The sequence below is a fragment of the Falsiroseomonas sp. genome (genome assembly GCF_051859025.1).
In the GTDB taxonomy this organism is placed as follows: domain Bacteria; phylum Pseudomonadota; class Alphaproteobacteria; order Acetobacterales; family Acetobacteraceae; genus Falsiroseomonas.
On sequence record NZ_JBHYGL010000008.1, the window covers coordinates 21,388 to 40,956 of the forward strand.

Annotated in this window: 22 protein-coding genes; 12 read left to right on the forward strand and 10 right to left on the reverse strand. The window is 71.9% G+C overall.

Annotation, left to right across the window (positions count from 1 at the left end):
• Nucleotides 1-105 precede the first annotated feature (105 nt).
• Entirely contained in the window at nt 106-420 is a 315-nt protein-coding gene (secG, locus tag ACTIE5_RS09960) for a preprotein translocase subunit SecG (protein ID WP_092961771.1), read from the reverse strand.
• A gap of 116 nt (nt 421-536) precedes the next feature.
• Between secG and ACTIE5_RS09965 the strand changes: the two genes are divergently transcribed.
• On the forward strand, nt 537-803 hold the full coding sequence (locus tag ACTIE5_RS09965; protein ID WP_439549544.1) for a type II toxin-antitoxin system Phd/YefM family antitoxin: 267 nt from the start codon (nt 537-539) through the stop codon (nt 801-803).
• A complete protein-coding gene (locus tag ACTIE5_RS09970; protein WP_439549545.1) occupies nt 800-1,186 on the forward strand; it encodes a type II toxin-antitoxin system VapC family toxin in 387 nt (128 codons plus the stop codon). The genes ACTIE5_RS09965 and ACTIE5_RS09970 overlap by 4 nt, the downstream gene beginning before the upstream one ends.
• 3 nt (nt 1,187-1,189) lie before the next feature.
• Here ACTIE5_RS09970 and tpiA read toward each other — a convergent pair whose 3' ends face one another.
• The gene (tpiA, locus tag ACTIE5_RS09975) at nt 1,190-1,939 is read right to left on the reverse strand and encodes a triose-phosphate isomerase (protein ID WP_439549546.1); all 750 of its coding nucleotides are present in this window, start codon (nt 1,937-1,939) and stop codon (nt 1,190-1,192) included.
• An 87-nt stretch (nt 1,940-2,026) separates the two neighbouring features.
• On the opposite strand from tpiA, the gene ACTIE5_RS09980 reads away from it, so the two are divergent.
• Nucleotides 2,027-3,928: a peptidyl-prolyl cis-trans isomerase gene (locus ACTIE5_RS09980; RefSeq protein WP_439549547.1), complete on the forward strand. Its 1,902-nt coding sequence runs from the start codon at nt 2,027-2,029 to the stop codon at nt 3,926-3,928.
• Nucleotides 3,925-5,424: an anthranilate synthase component I gene (gene trpE, locus ACTIE5_RS09985; protein ID WP_439549548.1), complete on the forward strand. Its 1,500-nt coding sequence runs from the start codon at nt 3,925-3,927 to the stop codon at nt 5,422-5,424. Before ACTIE5_RS09980 ends, trpE begins: the two co-directional genes overlap by 4 nt.
• 180 nt (nt 5,425-5,604) lie before the next feature.
• On the opposite strand, the gene ACTIE5_RS09990 is transcribed toward trpE, so the two are convergent.
• Complete coding sequence (locus ACTIE5_RS09990) at nt 5,605-6,153, reverse strand: hypothetical protein (RefSeq protein ID WP_439549549.1); 549 nt, start codon at nt 6,151-6,153, stop codon at nt 5,605-5,607.
• A 160-nt stretch (nt 6,154-6,313) separates the two neighbouring features.
• Between ACTIE5_RS09990 and ACTIE5_RS09995 the strand changes: the two genes are divergently transcribed.
• Nucleotides 6,314-7,207, forward strand: coding sequence for a hypothetical protein (locus tag ACTIE5_RS09995; protein WP_439549550.1), 894 nt, complete (start codon nt 6,314-6,316; stop codon nt 7,205-7,207).
• A 31-nt stretch (nt 7,208-7,238) separates the two neighbouring features.
• On the opposite strand, the gene ACTIE5_RS10000 is transcribed toward ACTIE5_RS09995, so the two are convergent.
• The 6 genes from ACTIE5_RS10000 to ACTIE5_RS10025 all read right to left on the reverse strand — a co-directional run bounded on the left by ACTIE5_RS10000 (nt 7,239) and on the right by ACTIE5_RS10025 (nt 13,627).
• On the reverse strand, nt 7,239-8,726 hold the full coding sequence (locus ACTIE5_RS10000; protein ID WP_439549551.1) for a hypothetical protein: 1,488 nt from the start codon (nt 8,724-8,726) through the stop codon (nt 7,239-7,241).
• 89 nt (nt 8,727-8,815) lie between these two features.
• Nucleotides 8,816-10,021 (reverse strand): mandelate racemase/muconate lactonizing enzyme family protein, encoded by a 1,206-nt coding sequence (locus tag ACTIE5_RS10005; protein WP_439549552.1) that lies wholly within the window; start codon nt 10,019-10,021, stop codon nt 8,816-8,818.
• A complete protein-coding gene (locus tag ACTIE5_RS10010; protein WP_439549553.1) occupies nt 10,018-10,980 on the reverse strand; it encodes a Bug family tripartite tricarboxylate transporter substrate binding protein in 963 nt (320 codons plus the stop codon). Before ACTIE5_RS10010 ends, ACTIE5_RS10005 begins: the two co-directional genes overlap by 4 nt.
• 32 nt (nt 10,981-11,012) lie before the next feature.
• Complete coding sequence (locus tag ACTIE5_RS10015; RefSeq protein WP_439549554.1) at nt 11,013-11,921, reverse strand: dihydrodipicolinate synthase family protein; 909 nt, start codon at nt 11,919-11,921, stop codon at nt 11,013-11,015.
• A 4-nt stretch (nt 11,922-11,925) separates the two neighbouring features.
• Nucleotides 11,926-12,894: a Bug family tripartite tricarboxylate transporter substrate binding protein gene (locus ACTIE5_RS10020; RefSeq protein WP_439549555.1), complete on the reverse strand. Its 969-nt coding sequence runs from the start codon at nt 12,892-12,894 to the stop codon at nt 11,926-11,928.
• Between the two features lie 37 nt (nt 12,895-12,931).
• Entirely contained in the window at nt 12,932-13,627 is a 696-nt protein-coding gene (locus ACTIE5_RS10025) for a GntR family transcriptional regulator (protein ID WP_439549645.1), read from the reverse strand.
• Nucleotides 13,628-13,689: 62 nt separating this feature from the next.
• Here ACTIE5_RS10025 and ACTIE5_RS10030 point away from each other — a divergent pair, with 62 nt between their 5' ends.
• The 7 genes from ACTIE5_RS10030 to lexA all read left to right on the forward strand — a co-directional run bounded on the left by ACTIE5_RS10030 (nt 13,690) and on the right by lexA (nt 19,281).
• The gene (locus ACTIE5_RS10030) at nt 13,690-14,154 is read left to right on the forward strand and encodes a hypothetical protein (RefSeq protein WP_439549556.1); all 465 of its coding nucleotides are present in this window, start codon (nt 13,690-13,692) and stop codon (nt 14,152-14,154) included.
• A gap of 64 nt (nt 14,155-14,218) precedes the next feature.
• A complete protein-coding gene (locus ACTIE5_RS10035) occupies nt 14,219-14,809 on the forward strand; it encodes an anthranilate synthase component II (protein WP_439549557.1) in 591 nt (196 codons plus the stop codon).
• Nucleotides 14,806-15,831, forward strand: a complete 1,026-nt coding sequence (gene trpD, locus ACTIE5_RS10040) for an anthranilate phosphoribosyltransferase (protein ID WP_439549558.1) — start codon at nt 14,806-14,808, stop codon at nt 15,829-15,831. The genes ACTIE5_RS10035 and trpD overlap by 4 nt, the downstream gene beginning before the upstream one ends.
• 5 nt (nt 15,832-15,836) lie before the next feature.
• Nucleotides 15,837-16,655 (forward strand): indole-3-glycerol phosphate synthase TrpC, encoded by an 819-nt coding sequence (trpC, locus tag ACTIE5_RS10045; RefSeq protein WP_439549559.1) that lies wholly within the window; start codon nt 15,837-15,839, stop codon nt 16,653-16,655.
• A 1-nt stretch (nt 16,656) separates the two neighbouring features.
• Nucleotides 16,657-17,130, forward strand: a complete 474-nt coding sequence (gene moaC / locus ACTIE5_RS10050; protein ID WP_439549560.1) for a cyclic pyranopterin monophosphate synthase MoaC — start codon at nt 16,657-16,659, stop codon at nt 17,128-17,130.
• Nucleotides 17,130-18,335: a molybdopterin molybdotransferase MoeA gene (locus ACTIE5_RS10055; RefSeq protein WP_439549561.1), complete on the forward strand. Its 1,206-nt coding sequence runs from the start codon at nt 17,130-17,132 to the stop codon at nt 18,333-18,335. Before moaC ends, ACTIE5_RS10055 begins: the two co-directional genes overlap by 1 nt.
• 193 nt (nt 18,336-18,528) lie before the next feature.
• A complete protein-coding gene (lexA, locus tag ACTIE5_RS10060) occupies nt 18,529-19,281 on the forward strand; it encodes a transcriptional repressor LexA (protein WP_439549562.1) in 753 nt (250 codons plus the stop codon).
• Nucleotides 19,282-19,320: 39 nt separating this feature from the next.
• Here the strand turns inward: lexA and ACTIE5_RS10065 are convergent, their stop codons facing one another.
• Nucleotides 19,321-19,476, reverse strand: coding sequence for a hypothetical protein (locus ACTIE5_RS10065; RefSeq protein ID WP_439549563.1), 156 nt, complete (start codon nt 19,474-19,476; stop codon nt 19,321-19,323).
• Between the last annotated feature and the right edge of the window lie 93 nt (nt 19,477-19,569).

The window sequence follows — 19,569 nt, forward strand, 5'->3', positions numbered from 1 at the left end:
GCAAGCAAAGCCGCTCACGCGTTGTGGAACCGGGATACTGCCATGTAGCCCGCGCGGGGCGCGGGCGTAGATGCCAAGCCCGCGCGGGGCGCGGGATGGCGGACTTCAGTTGTTGGGGACGGCGGGCGCCGCCGGCACGGCCGGGGCCGTCGCGGCGGGCGGCGTCGCATCCAGGATGGAACCGCGCGGGTTCTGCCCCTTGCCGAGCATCGCCAGCACCAACGCCAGCGCCATGAAGGCGGTACCGAGGATGGCGGTGGTGCGCGTCAGCAGGTTCGCGGTGCCGCGCCCCGTCATGAAGCTGCCCATGCCCTGGGAGGAACCGATGCCGAGCCCACCCCCCTCGCTCCGCTGGACGAGGATGACCCCGATCAGCGCCAAGGTGACGAGCAGGAAGAGGACGAGGAGGACTGTGGTCATGGCGCGCCGCTTCTAGCCTGCCGCGCGCGGGAAGGCCAGCGGTGGCTCAATCGTCGGGAAGGTTGGAACCTGCCTCGCCATTTGTGTACATACTCAGTGACTACAGGAGGCCATCAATGCCCAGCCCAGGCCCGGGATCACCCCAGCGCGTCGGCGTCCGCGAATTGCGTGACAACCTCACGACCTTCCTGCGGGAAGCCCGCCAGGGCTCAGCCTTCCTCGTCACCTCGCACGACCGGGTGGTGGCCGAACTGCGCCCGCCGCCGCAGGAAGCCGCGCCACCGCGCCAGCCCGGCGTGCTGGCCGGCCGCATCCGCCTGGCCCCCGATTTCGACGAAACGCCGCCGGATCTGATCGATTCGATGGAAGCGCCGCTGGGGTGAGGATCCTGCTCGACACCCATGCCCTGCTCTGGTGGCTCGCAGGCGATCAGCGCCTTGGCCCCGCGGCCACCGCCCTGATCGCCGACCCCGTGAACGAGGTCCTGGTCAGCGCCGCCTCGCTCTGGGAGATCACAGTCAAGGTGCGGATCGGCAAGCTCGAGGCCGATGTGGCGGAGATCGCGACGGCGATGCGCGGGCAGGGCTTCAGCCTGCTGCAGATCGCCGTCCCGCACCTGGTGGCGCTGCAGGCCCTGCCCGCGCACCACCGCGATCCCTTCGACCATCTGCTGATCGCGCAATGCCTGGCGGAGGGCGCCGCCTTCCTGACCGCGGACGGGCATGCGCCCGCCTATCCGGTCCGGTTGATCAGCGCCTCCGCCTGACCCTCATCCCGCGGCCCGGGCGATCGCCAGGAAATCCGCCGCCACCAGGCTCGCGCCGCCGACCAGCCCGCCATCGACATTCGGCAGCGCCAGGATGGCGCGGGCGTTGCCCGGCTTCATGGACCCGCCATAGAGGATGCGCGTCCCGGCCCCCGCCGCCCCGAAGCGTGTCGACAGCGTGGCGCGGATGGTGCCGTGGATGGCGGCGATGTCGGCCTCGGTCGGCGTGCGGCCGGTGCCGATGGCCCAGACGGGCTCATAGGCCACCAGGCCGGCGAAGCCGTCCGGCAGGCTTTCGGCCAATTGGCGGGAGACGATCTGCTCCGCCTGCCCGGCCAGGCGCTCCGCCTCCGTCTCCCCCACGCAGACCACCGGCACCAGGCCCGCGGCCAGGGCCGCCACCGTCTTGGCGCGCACCACGGCATCCGTCTCCCCATGGTCGGCCCGGCGTTCGCTGTGGCCGAGGATCACATGGGTGGCGCCGACATCCCGCAGCATGGGCGCGGCAACATCGCCGGTATGGGCGCCCTTGGCGGCGGCGTGGCAATCCTGCGCACCGACCGCGACGGGCTGGCCGACCATGGCGGCGGCCAGGATCTGCACATGCAGGAAGGGCGGGCAGATCAGCAGGTCCGCCGGCAGGGCCTCCGCCACCGCGCCGGCGCGCACCGCCTCCGCCAGCGCCGCGGCCTCCCGCAATGTGCCATGCATCTTCCAGTTGCCCGCGATCAGCGGCCGGACGCCGGGGGTCATGCCCATCTCCCTTGCTTTGATGCCCAGGGCCCTACCAACGCCTGCCCGGGCTGGCAACGTGCGGATTTCTCGGCTACCCCGGCGGGCATGATCACCTGGTTCCGCGCGCTTACCCAGACCTGGATCGCCAAGGTCCTGTTCCTCCTCCTGGTGCTGTCATTCGGCATCTGGGGGATCGAGGACACGGTCCGCAATCTCTGGCGGGAGACCGCCGTCGTCCGCATGGAAGGCGCCAGCATCGAGGTGCCGGAGGCCCAGACCGCCGCGCGCCGCGAATTGCAGCGCGTGACGCGCCAGCTGGGCCCGAGCTTCGAGCCGGAGGAACCGCTGCGCCGCGCCGTCGCCATGCAGGCAGTGGAGAATTTGATCAGCGAACGCGCCCAGCGCCTGGAAGCCAACCGGATCGGCGTCTCCACCCCCGATGCGGTGGTGCAGGAATACGTCTTCTCCATCCCGAACTTCCAGTCCGGCGGAACCTTCAACCGCCTCATCCTCGACCAGTGGCTGCGCCAGAACGACATGAACGAGGCGATGTTCCTGCAACTGGTGCGGGATGATCTGCAGCGCATCCAGCTGATCGGCGCCGTCCGCACCGGCGCCATGGCGCCCGCCTCCCTCACCAACGCCATGGTGCGGTTCGAGCGGGAGCAGCGCGTCGCCCAGGTGGCCGAATTCCCCCTGCTGGAAGCGCCGGAGCCCGAGCCGCCGACGGAAGCCGCCCTGGCCCGCTTCCACGCCAACAACCCCGACCGCTTCTCCTCCCCCGCGCTGCGGGAAGCCGCCGTGGCGGTGCTGACGGCGGAAACGCTGGCCGACCAGGTGGAGGTCTCCGACGCCGACCTGGCCGCGGCCTATGAGGCCCGCAAGTCCCAGTACGAAACGCCGGAGCGCCGCGACCTGCAGCAGGCGCTGGTGCCGAATGAGGATGCGGCCAAGGCCATCGCCGCCGCCTGGACCGCCAACCCCGATTTCGACGCCATCCAGCAGGCCGCGACGGCCGCCGGTGGTGGGGCGCTCGCGCTCGGCGACCTGACCCGCGCCGATTTGCCGATCGAATCCCTGGCCGCGGCGGTCTTCGCCACCCCCGCCGGCGGCGTCACCGCCCCCGTGCAATCCCCCTTCGGCTGGCACGTCATGCGCGTGGCCCGCATCACCCCCGGCATCACCACGCCGCTGGCGGAGGTCGCGGACCGGCTGCGGCGAGAGGTCGCGCTGGAACGCGCCGGGGACCTCGCCTTCGATCGCGCCAACCGGGTGGAAGACGCCATCGCCGGCGGCGCGACGCTGGAGGAAGCGGCCCGCCGCTACACCATGACCATCGCGACCGTGAAGCTGGATGCCGAGGGACGCGACGCCGAGGGCCTGCCCGTGGTCCTGCCCGTCCCGGCCGCCGCGCGCCAGGAAGCGCTGCGCGCGATCTTCACGGCGGAGATGGGCCGCGCGCCGCGCCTGGCCGAACTCCGCCAGGCCGAGGGCTTCATGGCCGTCGAACTCCGCGCCATCACGCCGCCCGCGCTGAAGCCGCTGGAGAGCATCGCGGATGAGGTCCGGCTTGCCTTCATCGTCGATGCCCGCCGCCGCTTCCAGGAGGAGAAGGCCGCCGCCCTGCTCGGCGCCAGCCGCAACGGCGCGTCACTGGCCGATGCCGCAACGGCACAGGGCGCGCAGAGCGAGCGGATGGGCCCCTTCGGCCGCCAGCCCGTGGCCGGCACGCCCGGCCTGACCGTGCCGCCGGAACTGCTGCCCGCCATCTTCAACCTCCGGGTGGGCGAGGCCACGATGGTGCCGACCCGCAACGGCTTCGCGGTCGCCCAGCTGCTGGAGATCATCGCCGCCGACCCCGCCGCCGATCCCGCGGCCCTCGCCAATGCCCGCACCACGCTGATGAGCCAGTCGGCGGATGAGCTGGAAGCGGCCTACCTCGCAGCACTCCGGGACCGCGCCGCACCGCGCATCAACCAGACCCTGATGCAGCAGGTGGTCCCGTGAGCCCGGGCTTCGCCACCTTCCGGGAGGCGATCGCCGCCGGGCGCGGCCAGGTGCTGTTCCGCGAAAGGGTCGCGGACCTCGATACGCCGGTCGGCGCCTTCCTCCGCCTGGTGCAGGGCAGGCCGAACGCCTTCCTGCTGGAATCCGTCGAAGGCGGCGCCGCGCGCGGCCGCTTCTCGGCGCTGGGCATGGAGCCCGACCTGGTCTGGCGCTGCCGCAACGGCCAGGCGGAGATCAACCGCCACGCGCTGTCCGCCCCCCATGCCTTCGTGCCGGACCCCGCGCCGCCGCTCGACAGCCTTCGCACCCTGGTGCAGGCGACGCGGATGCCGATGCCGGCGGGGCTGCCCAGCATCGCGGCGGGGCTGTTCGGCTATCTCGGCTACGACATGGTCCGGCAGATGGAACGCCTGCCGGCGACCAACCCGGATGTGCTGGGCGTGCCGGAAGCCGTGATGATCCGCCCGACGCTGGTCGCCGTCTTCGACCATGTGCGGGATACGCTGACGCTGGTGACGGCCGTCTGGCCGGAACCGGATATGGACCCCCAGGCCGCCTGGGATTTGGCGAATGCCCGGCTGGATGAGGCCGAGGCGGCGCTCGACCGCCCCCTGCCCCGCCCGGCGCCCGCCGCCGCCCTGCCCGCGCCCCCCGCGCCGACCTCCAACTTCACGAAGGAGGAATTCAAGGCCGCGGTGCTGCGCGCGAAGGACTACATCAATGCCGGCGACGCCTTCCAGGTGGTGCCGTCGCAGCGCTTCTCCGCCCCCTTCGGCCTGCCACCCTTCGCGCTGTATCGCGCCCTGCGCCGCCTGAACCCGGCGCCCTACCTCTTCTACTGCGATTTTTCGGGCTTTTCCCTGGTGGGCGCGTCCCCGGAAATCCTCGTCAGCGTGAAGCATGGTGAGGTGAAGCTGCGACCCCTTGCGGGGACGCGTCCCCGGGGCGCGACGCCGGAGGAAGACAAGCGCCTGGAGGTCGAACTGCTGGCGGACCCGAAGGAACTGGCGGAGCATCTGATGCTCATCGACCTCGGCCGCAACGACATCGGCCGGGTGGCGGAAATCGGCAGCGTGCGCGTGACGCAGAAATTCCAGGTCGAGCGCTACAGCCAGGTCATGCACATCATGTCGGAGGTGGTGGGCCGCCTCCGCCCCGGGCTCGATGCGCTGGATGCGCTGGCGGCGGGCTTCCCGGCGGGCACGCTCTCCGGCGCGCCCAAGGTGCGGGCGATGCAGATCATCGAGGAGCTGGAACCGTCCCGCCGCGGCATCTATGCCGGCGGCGTCGGCTATTTCGGCGCGGATGGGGACATGGACACCTGCATCGCGCTGCGCACCGCGCTGGTGAAGGACGGCGTCATGCATGTCCAGGCCGGCGCCGGCGTGGTGGCGGATAGCGACCCGGAAGCCGAGTACCAGGAGACGCACCAGAAGGCCCGCGCCCTGTTCCGCGCCGCCGAGGAAGCCGTGCGCTTCGCCGCGCAGCGGCGCTAAGGCCCCACACCGCGCAGCGGCGCTAAGGCCCCACGCCGCGCAGCGGCGCTAAAGCCCCACGCCGCGCAGCGGCGCTAAGGCCCCACATCGCGCAGCGGCGCTAAGGCCCCACATCGCGCAGCGGCGCTAAGGCCCCACACCGCGCAGCGGCGCTAACTCCGGACGCCGCCCGGGGCGGGTTCAGCCCGCCCCGATGTAGACGATGGCGCCCCGGAAGGCGAAGCCACCCACCCCGATCGCGCCCTGGACCTGCGGCAGGTCCAGCACCGCGCGGCCGAAGCTCGGCAGGTTGCGGGGGATGTTGAAGCGCGTGGCGGTGATCACGTCGCCCTCCCCGAAGATCGCCACCTCCCGGATCGTGAAGGCCGCGAGCTGCGCGCCGAGCACGACGGCGGAGGCGCCGATCTGCGCGATGTCGAACTGCTCCCGCTGGATGTCCTGGCAGGAGAAATTGCCGCTCATCGCCCCCCAGCCGTAATCATCCGTGGGCGGCCGGAAGCTGGGGTTGATCAGCTGCCGGACGATGTCGCTGTAGGGGATGGAGACGGCGCTGCCGATGCTGCCCCCCATGCCGGCGCCGCCCGCGATGGCGACGAAGCAGGGCTTCACGGCAATGTCCGGGCTGCGGAACTGCACGAAGAAGACGCCGCCGCCCAGGATCGCCGCCCCGCCCGCCTGCGCCACGACGCAGGACTGCCAGCGCGACGACTTCTTCTCCCACCAGCCCATCCGGCCACACCCTCCAAGGATGGGGAAATCCTTGCGGCGGGGGCCGCAACCCGCAAGGTGACGACGGTTTCAGGCGTTTCACGCCGCGGCTTCCCGAACCGCCGCGGTTCCGTCGCGTTACACCCGTCGCGTTGCATCGGCGACGCAGCGGAGGCGCCCCATGGAATCGTTCCACCCCCTGCCCGGCCATGGCATAGCCGCCGGCATGGTCGCCCTCACCCGCCGCGCCACGCTCTTCGCCCTGCCAATCCTAGCCTCCTGCGGCGCGGGGCCGCGGCCCGGGCTGTCCGGCGGGGTCACGGCGGGGGAGATGGCGGTGCCGAGGCTGGCCGCGCTGGCCGCGCATGGCACCATGCCCGGGGAGCCGGATGCGGTGATGCGCTGGACCGCGATTCCCGCCGGCGCGACACAACTGCGCATCGTGGTCCACCTGCACGGCTTCTCGGCGCCGGGAGAGCCGCTGCGCCTGGCGCAGGGCCGCCTGCCCGGCAGCGGCCTGGTGCTGCCCGCCTCGCCCCCCACCATCGCCATCATGCCGCGTGGCCGCCCCGTCCCGGGCCGTCCCGGCGCCTTCGACTGGCCGGCGATGGGCGTGCCGGGCGGGTTGCAGGCGGTGGTGGAGGAGGCACTTTCCGGCTTCGGCCCGCGTCTGCCCGCGCCGACGCACCTCATCCTCACCGCCCATTCCGGCGGCGGGTCCGGCCTGGCGCGCATCCTGGAGACCAGCCTGCGCGGCGCGCTCCGGGTGGATGAGGCGCATCTGTTCGACGCGCTCTATGGCGACCATGGCCCCGTGCTGCGCTGGGCGCGGACGCGGGCGGCGGACCAACGGGCTGGCGTGCCGCCGCCGGCACTTGCCGTCATCGCCCGCCCGGGGACGGCGACGGAGGCACCGTCCCGCCGCCTGGCCGCGGGGCTGGGGCAGGCAGGGCTGGGCGCGCCGCGCTTCCGCGTGCTGCTCACCAGCGCGTCGCACAACGACATCCCGAGGCTCTACGGCCCGACCCTGCTGGCGGATGCGGGCGCGGCCCTGCCGGCGACGTCGCTGGCCTGATCGAGCAGGTCGCGGCGGCGGGGGGTGGGCTTCATCCGCCCTGCTCCGGCCAGCAGCGGGCCACCGTCTCCGGGTCCACCAGCCGTTCCGCCGGCGTGGCGAGCAGCGCGGCCAGCGCCCGCTCCGGCCACGGGATGACGTAGTGGGACCAGTCCGTATCGGTGAAGACGGATTGCGCCGCCGCTTCAGGCAGGGTGCAGCCCTGGCTGGGCGGCCAGGGTTCGGCGAACAGGATGGAGGCCTCCATCCCCTGCCCCGCCGCGCCCACCGCCAGCAGCGCCGCCAGCAGCGCGCGGCGCCAGCCCGGCGCGGCATGCAGCAGCGCCAGCGCCGCGGCGACGGCGAGGAAGGCCAGGGCCGCGATGCCGCCGCGCATCGTCATCTCATTGCCCGGCCCGAAGACATAGAGGGGCAGCACCGCCAGCAGCCCGACCGCCACCGCCAGCAGCCGGGACCGCGCCAGCAGCAGCACGGCGGCGGCGATGGCGCCGACCTCCACCAGCAGGAACAGCGCCAGGCGGGGCAGGCTTTCCCAGCCATGGATGCCGAACAGGAAGCCATGCGGGATGGAGGACGACCCCGCCATCAGGAACAGCCCCGCCGGCACCACCAGCAGCACGGAAAGCCAGTTCGCCGGCCCGGACAGCGCGGCGCGGATCACCGGCCACCCCGCATGCGCGAAAGCCGCCGCCGCCAGCACCCCCGCGCCCAGCGCGGATAGCGGCGCCCAGATCGCGGCGGCAGCCAGCGGCAGCCCGGCCATGGCGGCGAAGCGGGGCTGGCGCGCATGGCGCAGCAGCAGCAGCGCCGGAATCCAGGCCGGCAGCGCATGGTTCGGCACCCAGAGAAGCAGCGTCACATGGCCGGAGAACTGGAATTCCCGCGCCCACCATTCGCCGCCGCGACCCCAGTAGCTGGCGATCCCCTCGCCCTGCGTCGCGTCCAGCCAGATATTGGGCAGCAGGTCGAGCCCGCCGAAGGTGAGGAAGACGAGCGCCAGAACCAGGCCCGCCCGGCGCCGCCCCGGCAGCACATCCCGCGCCAGCGCCGCCAGCAGGGCCAGCACCAGGAACAGGCCGAGCGCGGTCCAGAGGAACAGCGCCGCCTGCGCCGCGGCGATGCCGCCGATCCGCCCGGCCACCGCCGCCGGCATGTAGTAGCCGAGTGGCGCGCGCAGCAGCCAGGCGAGGTCCCCGATCGCGTAGAGCACCGGCCAGGGCCCGGTGGCGAGGTCATGCAGCACCGCGTCCCGGATCTGCCAATCGACCGCGGCATACAGAAGGTGGTGCGTCCCGCTGGCCCCGAAGCCCCAGGCCAGCGCGCCCGCCGCGCAGGCCAGCGTCGCGCGGCCGGATAGCGGCCAGCCGCCCCGCCACCCCGGCATCAGCGCCGCCGCGCCGATCCCCGCCAGCAGGCAGGCCGCCGCCCAGGGCAGCGCCAGGAACCCGCCCGCGAAGATCAGGCCCGGCAGCAGCAGATAGGCCGTGGCGGCCAGCAGCAGCCGATCCGGCGCCGCCATCCCCAGGCGGGCATCGAGGTCGAGCCGCCGGCTGGGCGCCGCGGCCGGCGGGCGGACCTCATCCTCCCCCCGCCAGCCCTTGAAGCGGGCTAGGCCCTGGTTTCGCGAATCGCCGCGCGCTTCCGCGTATCCGGCTGCAGCGCCGTCCCCAGCCCCGGGCCCTGCATCGGCAGGCAGAAGCCCTGCTCCACCCGCGGCAGCACCGTCACCAGGTCCCGGTACCAGGTCGCCAGCGTCGCCCGCACCACTTCCTGGAAGATCGCCGTCGCGGCGTGCAGCGCGAAGTGGAGCGACGCCACCAGCGTCACCGGCCCCGTGCAATCGTGCGGCGCGACCGGCCGCGCCCAGGCTTCCGCCATGGCCGCGATCTTCCGTGCCTCGGTCAGTCCACCGCACCAGGTCAAATCCACCATGACGATATCGGTGGCGCCGGCCACCAACAGGTCACGGAACGCCACCTTGCCGCCCAGGGTTTCACTGGCGCAGATCGGCACCCCCGGGGCCATGCGCCGCAATTCCGCCAGCGCCGCCGTGTCATCCATCTTGAGGATGGGGTCCTCCACCCAGAAGGGGCGGATGGGCGCCAAGGCGTTGCAGATGCGCGATGCGGCCGGCAGCGACCACAGCGAGTGGAGTTCGGCCATCACCTCCATCCGGTCGCCGACCGCGGCCCTGATCTTCTCGAAGGGCTCCATGCCCTTGTTGAGATCGGCCAGGTTGATGAGCTGCCCGCCCGACGCCGCCGCATGGACGTCGAAGGGCCAGATCTTCATCGCCGTGAAGCCTTCCTCCAGCAGCGAATGCGCCAGCTCATCCGGCGCATTCATGAAGGCGACCTGATCGTCATAGGGGCCGGTGCGATCCTCCGCCCCCGCCACTTCGCGCCGGTTCGGGCGGGAATTGTAGTCGTAGCCCGCGCAGGTGTTGTAGGCGCGGATGCGGTCGCGGGAGAGGCCGCCAAGGGCTTCGTGGACGGGAACGCCCAGCCGCTGCCCCGCCAGATCCCACAGCGCGATGTCCACGGCGGATGCCGCGCGCATCTCCGCGCTCGATGCCCCGAAGCCGACATAGGGCGTCATCAGGAAGCGATGATGCCGCTCGATGTCCCGCGCATCCTTGCCGAGGAGATAGGGCGCGACGAGGTCATGCATCTGCCCCTCGACCGCCGCGGCGCCGCGGAAGGCTTCGCCGAGGCCGGTCAGGCCCTCCGCCGTCTCGATCTCCACCCAGCAGAGATTGGCGCGTTCCGGCACCCGCAGCGTGCGGACGCAGGTGATCCTGGACGAGGCACTCATTCCGCGCGAATCCCCTGCTTGCGGACCACCTCGGCCCAGCGCGCGACTTCGCCGCGCATGTAGGTATCCATCTGCGCCGGCGTGCCGCCCAGCACCACCACGCCGAGGTCGGCCAGCCGCCGCCGCACCACCTCATTCTCCAATGCCTTGCCGAAGGCCGTGTTCAGCGCGGCGATGGCGGGCTGCGGCGTGCGCATGGGCGCGAGGAATCCGAACCAGCTGTCGATCGCCATGCCCTCCACGCCCTGTTCCGCGAAGGTGGGAAGGTCCGGCAGTTCCGGCAGCCGCGCGGCGCTCACCGCCGCCATCGGCCGCACGGCGCCCGCGCGGATATGCGGCAGGATCGACGGCAAATTGTCGAAGAAGATGTCGATGCGCCCGGCGATCAAATCCGTCGTCGCCGGCCCCGATCCGCGATAGGGCACGTGCTGCATCTCGATCCCCGTCAGCGATCGCAGCAGTTCCGGGCCGATATGGTTGGAGGCCCCGACGCCGGAGGACCCGTAGGTCAGCGCCCCCGGCCGCGCCCGCGCCAGCGCCAGCAATTCCTGGACGTTCTGCGCCGGCAGGTCGCGCCGCACGGACATCACGTTGCGCACCGCGCCGGTCAGGATCACCGGCGCCAGATCCTTCAGCAGATCATAGCCGGGATTGGCGTAGAGCGACGGGTTCGCGCCGCAGGGCCCGAAGCTGCATTGCAGGATGGTGGTGCCATCCGCGATGGCCCGCGCGACCTCGGCCGCCGCGATGTTGCCGCCGGCGCCGCCACGGTTCTCCACCACCGCGCCACGCGGCAGAAAGGGGCCCGCGGCCTCCGCCAGCACGCGGGCCATGATGTCGCTGGTGCCGCCCGGGGGGGCGGGGACGATGATTCGGATGGGGCGTTCCGGCAGGTCCGCCGCCATCGCCGGCAGCACGAAGAGCAGGGCGGATAGCGCCCCCAGCAGGCGTCGCTTCATGGTTCGCTTCCTTCCCCTGATGGACGGCGGCTTCAGCCGCTCGTCTTGTCCCAACCCGCCAGCACGCCGCGCAGGGCCTCGGTCGCCGCCGGCGCCAGTGGCCAGGCGGCGGGCGGGCGCGCCGCGCCCACATCCTCCCCCCGCAGCGCCAGCGCCGCCTTCACCACGGAGACATTCGCCCCGTTGCCTTCCTGCGCCCGCAGCTTTTCGAAGTTCTCGATGGCGAGAACCGCGCGATCCGCCGCCTCATAGTCGCCCGCCGCCAGCGCGTTCAGCACCGCCATCGACAGATGCGGCGCGACATTGATGACGCCGGAGGTGAAGCCGCGCGCGCCCATCGCCGTCATCGGCGGCGCCCAGGGCTCCGCCAGCCCGCAGATCCACGCCAGGTGAGGCGCCGCCCGCCGCGCGGCGGCGAGCGTCAGCAGATTGGGCGTCGCCCATTTCACCCCCGCCACCCCCGGCACCGCGCAGAGCGACGCGATGGCATCCAGCCCGCCGCTGTCATCGCGGAGATACAGCAGCACCGGCAGCCCATCCGCCGCCTCCGCCACCCGCTCCACATAGGCCGCGACGCCGCGCGGCGCGCGGAAGGGGTCCGGCGGCTGGTGGATCATGATGGCGTCGCAGCCATCCGCCTTCGCCGCCTTCGCGAGCGAAGCCGCCTCCTTCACGCTCCGGCCCACGCCCGCCACGACGATGGCGCGGCCGCCGACGAGGCCCGGCACCGCCGCCTGCATCCGCCGTGCCTCATCCAGCGTCAGCCCATAGAACTCGCTGGTGTTGCCATTCACCGTCAGCGCGCCGATGCCCGCGCCGACCGCCCGGTCCACGATCGGCGCCAGCTTCCCCGGCGCCGGCTGGTCATCGCCATCGAAGGGCGTGACCAGGATGCCGGAGACCCCGCGCAGCGCCTTCGCCACGCGCTCGGTGACTGCCATCAACTCACTCCACCCGAAGATTGGCGCGCCGCGCCACATCGCCCCAGCGCTGCGTCTCCGCCGCGATGAAGGCCCTGAATTCATCCGGGCTGCTGCCGACCAGCGTGAAGCCGAGTTCCGTCAGCCGTGCCGCCAGCGCCGGTTCCCGCAGCGCCGCCACGGCTTCCGCATGCAGCCGCGTGACGATGGCCGGCGGCGTGTTGGCGGGCGCGAACAGCCCGTGCCAGGACAGGCTCTCGAAGCCCGGCAGCGCCTCCGCGATCGCCGGCACATCCGGCGCCGCCGCGATGCGTTCCTTGCTGCCCACCCCGATCAGCCGGATGCGCCCTTCGCGGGCCAGCGGCAGAACCGAGGAAAGATTGTCGAAGGACATCGGCGTCTCGCCGGACATCACCGCCGTCATGACGCCGCCGCTGCCGCGATAGGGCACATGCACCACTTCCGCGCCGACCATCTGCGCGAAGGCCTCCCCCGCCAGGTGCGTGGAGGTGCCGACACCGGAGGTCGCGTAGCTGAAGAAGCCGGGACGCGCCTTCACCAGCGCGATGAACTCCGCCAGCGTGCGCGCCGGCACGTCGTTGTTGATGACCAGCGCGTTGGGCTGGTGGGACAACTGCGTGATGGGCGCGAAGTCGCGGAGGTTGTCATAGGGCATCCGCGCCATGATCGCCGGGTTGATCGCGTGGCTGCTGATCGTGCCCATGCAGATGGTGTTGCCATCCGGGGCCGCCCGGGCGCAGGCCTCGGCGCCGATATTGCCGCCGGCACCAGGCCGGTTTTCCGCGACGAAGGTCTGGCCGAGCTTGCGGCCCATCTCCAGCGTCACCAGCCGGCCGAGCGTGTCGGTGACACCGGCCGCGAAGGGGATGATCACGCGGATGGGCTGGGACGGCCAGGGGCGGGCCTGGGCGAAGGCCGGCATGGGCAGGGCAGCGGAAGCGGCAAGCGCCCCCAGCAGGGTGCGACGGTTCATTGTTGTTTCCTCCCTCAACGCGTTGATGCCGCCCCGCTCAGGGCAGGGCCACGGATAGTGATCTCAGGGCATGGGCGCGCATGCAGGCTTCGGCGGCACGGGCATCGCCCTCGATGATGGCGCGCACGATGGCCTGGTGTTCGGCCTGCGCGGTGTCGCGTTCCTCGGCGGTCGAGAGGATGCGTTCGCGCGTCAGATGGTCATAGGCGCGCAGCCCCTCCAGCAGCCTGGTCACGTCGCGGCTGGCGGCGGCGGCGTGGATGGCGTCGTGCAGGGCCTCGTTCGCCAGCGTCACCGCGGCGGCATCCTCGCTCCGCATCGCGCCGGCGATGGCATCCAGCCTGGACCGCATCGCCGCATGGTCGGCGGGCGTCGCGCGTTCGGCGGCCAGCCTGGCCGCCACCGCTTCCAGCGTGGCGCGGATCAACCCGATCTCGAACAGCCGGTCCCGGCCGAGATCCGCCACATAGGTCCCGCTGCGGGGCCTGGTTTCCACCATCCCCTCGACCTCAAGCCGCCGCAGCGCCTCCCGCACCGGCTGGGCGGAGATGTCGAGCGCGGCGGCAAGCCCGCGTTCGGAAATGCGTTGCCCCGGCGCCAGGCTTCCCGCGACGATGGCCTCCCGGATCCGCGCATAGGCGCGGGCGGCAAGGGATTGCAGGTCGGTCTCGGTGAAGGGGCGAAGGACGGACAGGGCGACGTTTCCTGTTTGCTTGCAACTACCATGGCAGATGGCAGGGCGCCGTCAATCGGTTTTGCCTGGAACCGGCGGGCGCCTCCCCGTGTTGATCGGCCATGACGATCCGCGGCCTGCTCCCCTCCGCCCTCATCGGTGCCGTCGCCAGCGCCAGGTCCATGACGCCGATGGCGACCATCGCGACCGCCAGGCTGGCGGGGCGCCTGACGCCCGGGCGGCTGGTGCTCCTGGATCATCCCGTCTTCAAGCTCGGCGCCCTGTTCATGGGCGTCGCGGAGTTGTTCGGTGACAAGCTTAAATCGGCGCCGGACCGCACGGTTCTCCTCGGCCTGGTCGCCCGCGTGGCCAGCGCGGGGATCGCCGGCGCCGCCCTGGCACCGCGGGGGCGGGAGCGTGACGGCGCCGCGATCGCGGTCGCGGCCACCATCCCGCTGGCCTACCTGACGCTGGATGGCCGCAAGCGCGCCATGACGAGGATGGGCCAGACGCGGAGCGGGCTTATCGAGGATGCGCTGGTCGTCGCGGCCGGGGCGCTGACCGTGGCGCTGGCCGTCAGGCGCTGACGCAGCCCCGCCCCGCTTCCGCCACACTTGATTAACCGCGGCCGCGGGGCGACCATCGGGCCGCATGATCCTGCTGATCGACAATTACGACAGCTTTACGTGGAATCTCTACCACTTCCTGGGCGACCTTGGAGCGGTGGTGGAGGTCCGGCGGAATGATTCCCTGTCGGCCGACGAAGCCCTGGCCCTGAAGCCGGACGCCATCGTCCTCTCCCCCGGCCCCTGCACGCCCAATGAGGCGGGCATCTGCCTGGATGTCATCGCCGCCGCCGCGGCCGAACGCCTGCCGCTGCTGGGGGTCTGCCTCGGCCACCAGGCCATCGGCCAGGCCTTCGGGGCCAAGGTGGTGCGGGCGCCCACGCCCGTGCATGGCAAGGTCTGGGACGTGACCCATGGCGGCACCGACATCTTCGCCGGCCTCCCCTCCCCCTTCCGCGCCACGCGCTACCACTCCCTCGTGGTGGAGGATCTGCCGGAGACGCTGATCCCGACGGCGCGCACTGCCGATGGCCTGGTGATGGGCCTGGCGCATCGGGACCTGCCGATCTGGGGCGTGCAGTTCCACCCCGAGAGCATCGCCAGCGAGCACGGCCACGACATGCTGCGCAACTTCCTGGCCCTCAGCGCCCAGCGCAACGCCTTCGAACCCGCATGAAACGGATATTGGCGCGGCTCGCCCAGGGCGAACGCCTGGCGGAGAGCGAGGCCGAGGCCGCCTTCGGCATGATCATGGCGGGCGAGGCCACCCCCGCGCAGATCGCCGGCCTGCTGATGGCCATGCGCGTGCGCGGCGAAACGGTGGCGGAGATGACCGGCGCCGTGCGGGCCATGCGCGCCCGCATGATCGCGGTGGAAGCGCCGCCGGACGCGATCGACATCGTCGGCACCGGGGGCGATGCCGCCGGCACGCTGAACATCTCCACCGCCAGCGCCTTCGTGGTCGCCGGCGCCGGGGTGAAGGTGGCCAAGCATGGCAACCGGGCGCTGTCGTCCCGCTCCGGCGCCGCGGATGCGCTCTCCGCACTCGGCATCCCCGTGATGGAGACGCCGCTGGAAAGGCTGCCGGCGGTGCTGGCGGAAGCCGGCATGGTCTTCCTGATGGCGCCCCGCCACCATTCCGCGCTGCGCCACGCCGCCGGCCCGCGCGTCGAACTCGGCACGCGGACCATCTTCAACCTGCTCGGCCCGCTGGCGAACCCGGCGCGGGTGACGCGGCAAATGACGGGCGCCTTCGCCCCGGAATGGCTCCGCCCCATGGCGGAAACCCTGGCGCGGCTCGGCACCCAGAGCGCCTGGCTGGTGCATGGCATGGGGCTCGATGAGCTGACGCTGGCCGGCCCTTCCCAGGTGGTGGAGCTGAAGGACGGGCTGATCCGGGAATTCGAGGTCTCGCCCGAGGATGCCGGCCTGCCCCGCGCCCCCGCGGAATCGCTGAAAGGCGGCGACCCCGCGGAGAACGCGGCCGCCCTGCTCGCGTTGCTGGAGGGCGCCCCCGGCCCCTATCGCGACGTCGTGCTGCTGAATGCGGCCGCCGGCCTGGTCGTGGCCGGGGTCGCCCCCACCTTGCGCGATGCCGTGCCGCTGGCCATGCGCTCCATCGATGGCGGCGCGGCGCTCGACGTGCTCAACCGCCTCCGCGCCGCCGCGGCGCCGCCTCCCCCTGAACCGACTGCCTGAGTCCCATGAACGCCCCCACCCCCGTGATGTCCGACACCCTCGCCCGCATCCTCGCCGACAAATACGAGGAGGTCCGCGAACGCTCCGCCGCCGTCAGCCTGCATGAGATGGAGAAGCGCGCCGCCGCCGCCGATGCGCCCCGCGACTTCACCCGCGCGCTGTGCGATGCGGTCGGCGAAGGCCGCGTCGGCCTGATCGCCGAGATCAAGCGCGCCTCCCCCTCCGGCGGCTTGATCCGCGACCCCTTCGAACCCGCGACCATCGCCCAGGCCTATGAGAAGGCGGGCGCCGCCTGCCTGTCGGTCCTGACGGACGGCCCGTGGTTCCAGGGGGACCTGGGCCACATGGTCCAGGCCCGCGCGGCTTGCTCCCTGCCCGTGCTCCGCAAGGATTTCATGGTCCATCCCTGGCAGGTGTTCGAGGCCCGGGCGATGGGCGCCGACGCCATCCTGCTGATCCTGGCCGCGCTGTCCGACGACCAGGCGCAGGAGCTGGAGGATGTCGCCCGGTCCCTCGACATGGCCGTGCTGGCGGAGGTGCATGACCGGCGGGAGCTGGACCGCGCGCTGGGGCTGGAGACGCGGCTGATCGGCGTGAACAACCGCAACCTGAAGACCCTGGTGACGGATCTCGGCACCTCCGACGAGTTGATCCCGCTGATCCCCGCGGACCGCATCCCGGTCGGCGAAAGCGGCATCCGCACGCCCGAGGATGTCCGCCGCATGTGCCGCGCCGGCGCCCGCTGCCTGCTGGTCGGCGAACACCTGCTGCGTCAGGCGGATGTCGAGGCGGCGGCCCGGGAACTGATCACCGCGCTGGATTGAGATGACCAAGCTCACCCATTTCGACGAGGCCGGCCGCGCCGCCATGGTGGATGTCTCCGCCAAGGCGGAGACCAGCCGCACCGCCACCGCCCGCGGCCGGGTGGTCATGCAGCCGGAGACGCTGGCGCTGATCCAGGCCGGCCAGGTCGGCAAGGGCGATGTGCTGGGCGTCGCCCGCATCGCCGGCATCATGGCGGCCAAGAAGACCAGCGACCTGATCCCGCTATGCCATCCCCTGCTGATCTCCAAGGTCACGGTGGATCTGGTGCCGGTGGCCCCCGATGCGGTGGAGATCGAGGCGACCGTCAAGCTCACCGGCCAGACCGGGGTGGAGATGGAGGCGCTGACCGCCGTCACCGTCGCCGCCCTGACGGTCTATGACATGGTGAAGGCCGCCGACCGCGCCATGCGGATCGAGGATATCCGCCTGGTGCATAAATCCGGCGGCAAATCCGGGACTTATGAGGCGTCCTGATGCTCTCGGTTGAGGAAGCCCGGACCCGAATCCTGGGCGGCCTCGCCCCCACCCCGGCCGAGGCCGTGGCCCTGCCGGAGGGCTGGGGCCGTGTCCTCGCCCGCCCCATCCTGGCGCGCCTGACCCAGCCGCCGGCCGATGTCTCCGCCATGGATGGCTACGCGGTGCGCGCCGCCGATGCGGTGCTCGGCGCCAGGCTGGAAGTGGTGGGATCGGCCCCCGCCGGCCACCCCTATGCCGGCAGCGTCGGCCCCGACCAGGCCGTCCGCATCTTCACGGGTGCCTTCATCCCGGGCGGCGCGGATGGGATCCTGCTGCAGGAAGACGCCGTCGCGGCCGATGGCGTGGTGGAGGTGCGCGACGCCGTGCGCCCCGGCCGCTGGGTCCGCCGCCGCGGCCTGGATTTCCAGGAAGGCGAGGCGCTGATCGCCCCAGGCCGCCGCCTGACCGCCCGCGACATCGGCCTGGCGGCCGCGGCCAACCACCCCTGGCTGATGGTCCATCGCCGCCCGCGCATCGGCATCCTGGCGACAGGCGATGAGATCGCGCTGCCTGGCGACCCCATCCCCCCCGGCGGCATCGTCAGCAGCAACGCCCACGCCATCGCCGCCATGGTCCGCGCCGGCGGCGGCGATCCCCTGGTCCTGCCCATCGCCCCCGATGACCGGGAGGCCATCGCCGCCACCGCCGCCGCGGCGCGCGCCTGCGACCTGTTGGTGACGACGGGCGGCGCCAGTGTGGGCGACCACGACCTGATCCAGACCGCGCTCGGCCAGGACGGCTTCGCGCTGGATTTCTGGAAGATCGCGATGCGGCCCGGGAAGCCGCTGATCTGGGGGCGGCTTGGCACCACCCCCGTGCTCGGCCTGCCGGGCAACCCCGTCTCCGCCATGGTCTGCGCCGTGCAGTTCCTGATGCCGGCGCTGGCCGTGCTGTCCGGCGAACCCGCCGCGGCCCCGCCGACCATCCAGGTCCATGCCGGCACCGCGCTGGCGGAGAACGACAAGCGCTTCGACCACCTCCGCGCCATCCTGTCCCGCGACCGGGACGGCCGCGTGGTGGCGACGCCCTTCCCGCAGCAGGACAGTTCCATGCTGAAGACCCTGGCACGGGCGGAGGCGCTGATCCTGCGCGCCCCCTACGCCCCCGCTTTGCCCGAGGGCGCGGCGGTGGAGGCGATTCCGCTGGATCGCCTCGGCCTCTGATTCGCGCGGATTCAACCGCTTTCGGCTGCTCAAGAATCTCGATTCACCCCAGGTTTTGCCTGGGTCTGTGGAAAACATTTGACGAGGTCGCAGGAACCTACATAGAACATCCACGTCGGTTGCTTGTTTGTTCGGGGCGAAGGCGCCCCCACCCCTTGGACCGCACCAGGGGGAACCGGCAGTGGAGAAACCCATGCTCACGCGCAAGCAGCACGAATTGCTGATGTTCATCGACCGGCATCTGCGCGCCACCGGCTTCTCCCCGTCCTTCGAGGAGATGAAGGAGGCCCTTCGCCTCAAGTCGAAGTCGGGGATCCACCGCCTGATCACGGCGCTGGAGGAACGGGGCTTCCTGAAGCGCCGCGCGCATCGCGCCCGGGCGCTGGAAGTGCTGCGGCTGCCGGAGAATGTGTCGCCCCGCAGGGCCGATCCCGCGCCGGTCGCCACGCCGGCCCAGTCCGCGGCAGCCCCCGCTTTCACCCCCCCCGCCTTCACGCCGAACGTCATCCGCGGCAATTTCGCGCCCGGCCTGGCCGGCGTGCAGAAATCCGCCAACGATGCCGCCGCGGTCGCCCTGCCCCTCTATGGCCGCATCGCCGCCGGCATGCCGATCGAGGCGCTGCGCGACACCTCCGCGACAGTGGAGGTCCCGGCCGCCCTGCTGGCGGGCGGCGAACACTACGCGCTGGAAGTCGCCGGTGATTCGATGATGGAGGCCGGCATCCTGGATGGCGACACCGTCATCATCCGCCGCGGCGACACGGCGGAGAACGGGTCCATCGTGGTGGCGCTGGTGGATGAGGCGGAGGTGACGCTGAAGCGCCTGCGGCGCCGCGGCAATTCCGTCGCCCTGGAACCCGCCAACCGGGCCTATGAGACCCGTATCTTCGGACCCGACCGGGTCCGCGTGCAGGGCCGCCTGATCGGCCTGCTGCGCAAGTACTGAAGGGCCGATGGCCCGGCCATCAGGCCGGGCCGTCCCACCTCAATAGGGATCCCATTCGGCGTAGCGCTGTTGCCGCCACGCATGAAGGCGCTGCCAGGCGGTCAGGGCGCCGGCGCCGATCAGCAGACCCATGGCGACCAGGCCCAGTTCCACCACCGCCGGATAGGACGCGATTGTCGCGATCATGTCCTGCATTCCCTTGTTTCCTGCCCCGTTAATCTAGGTCGCAAGGTCTTAATGGAGGGTAACTGGCACCGTTCCATCCGATGGCGGCCTGTTGATCGCGGG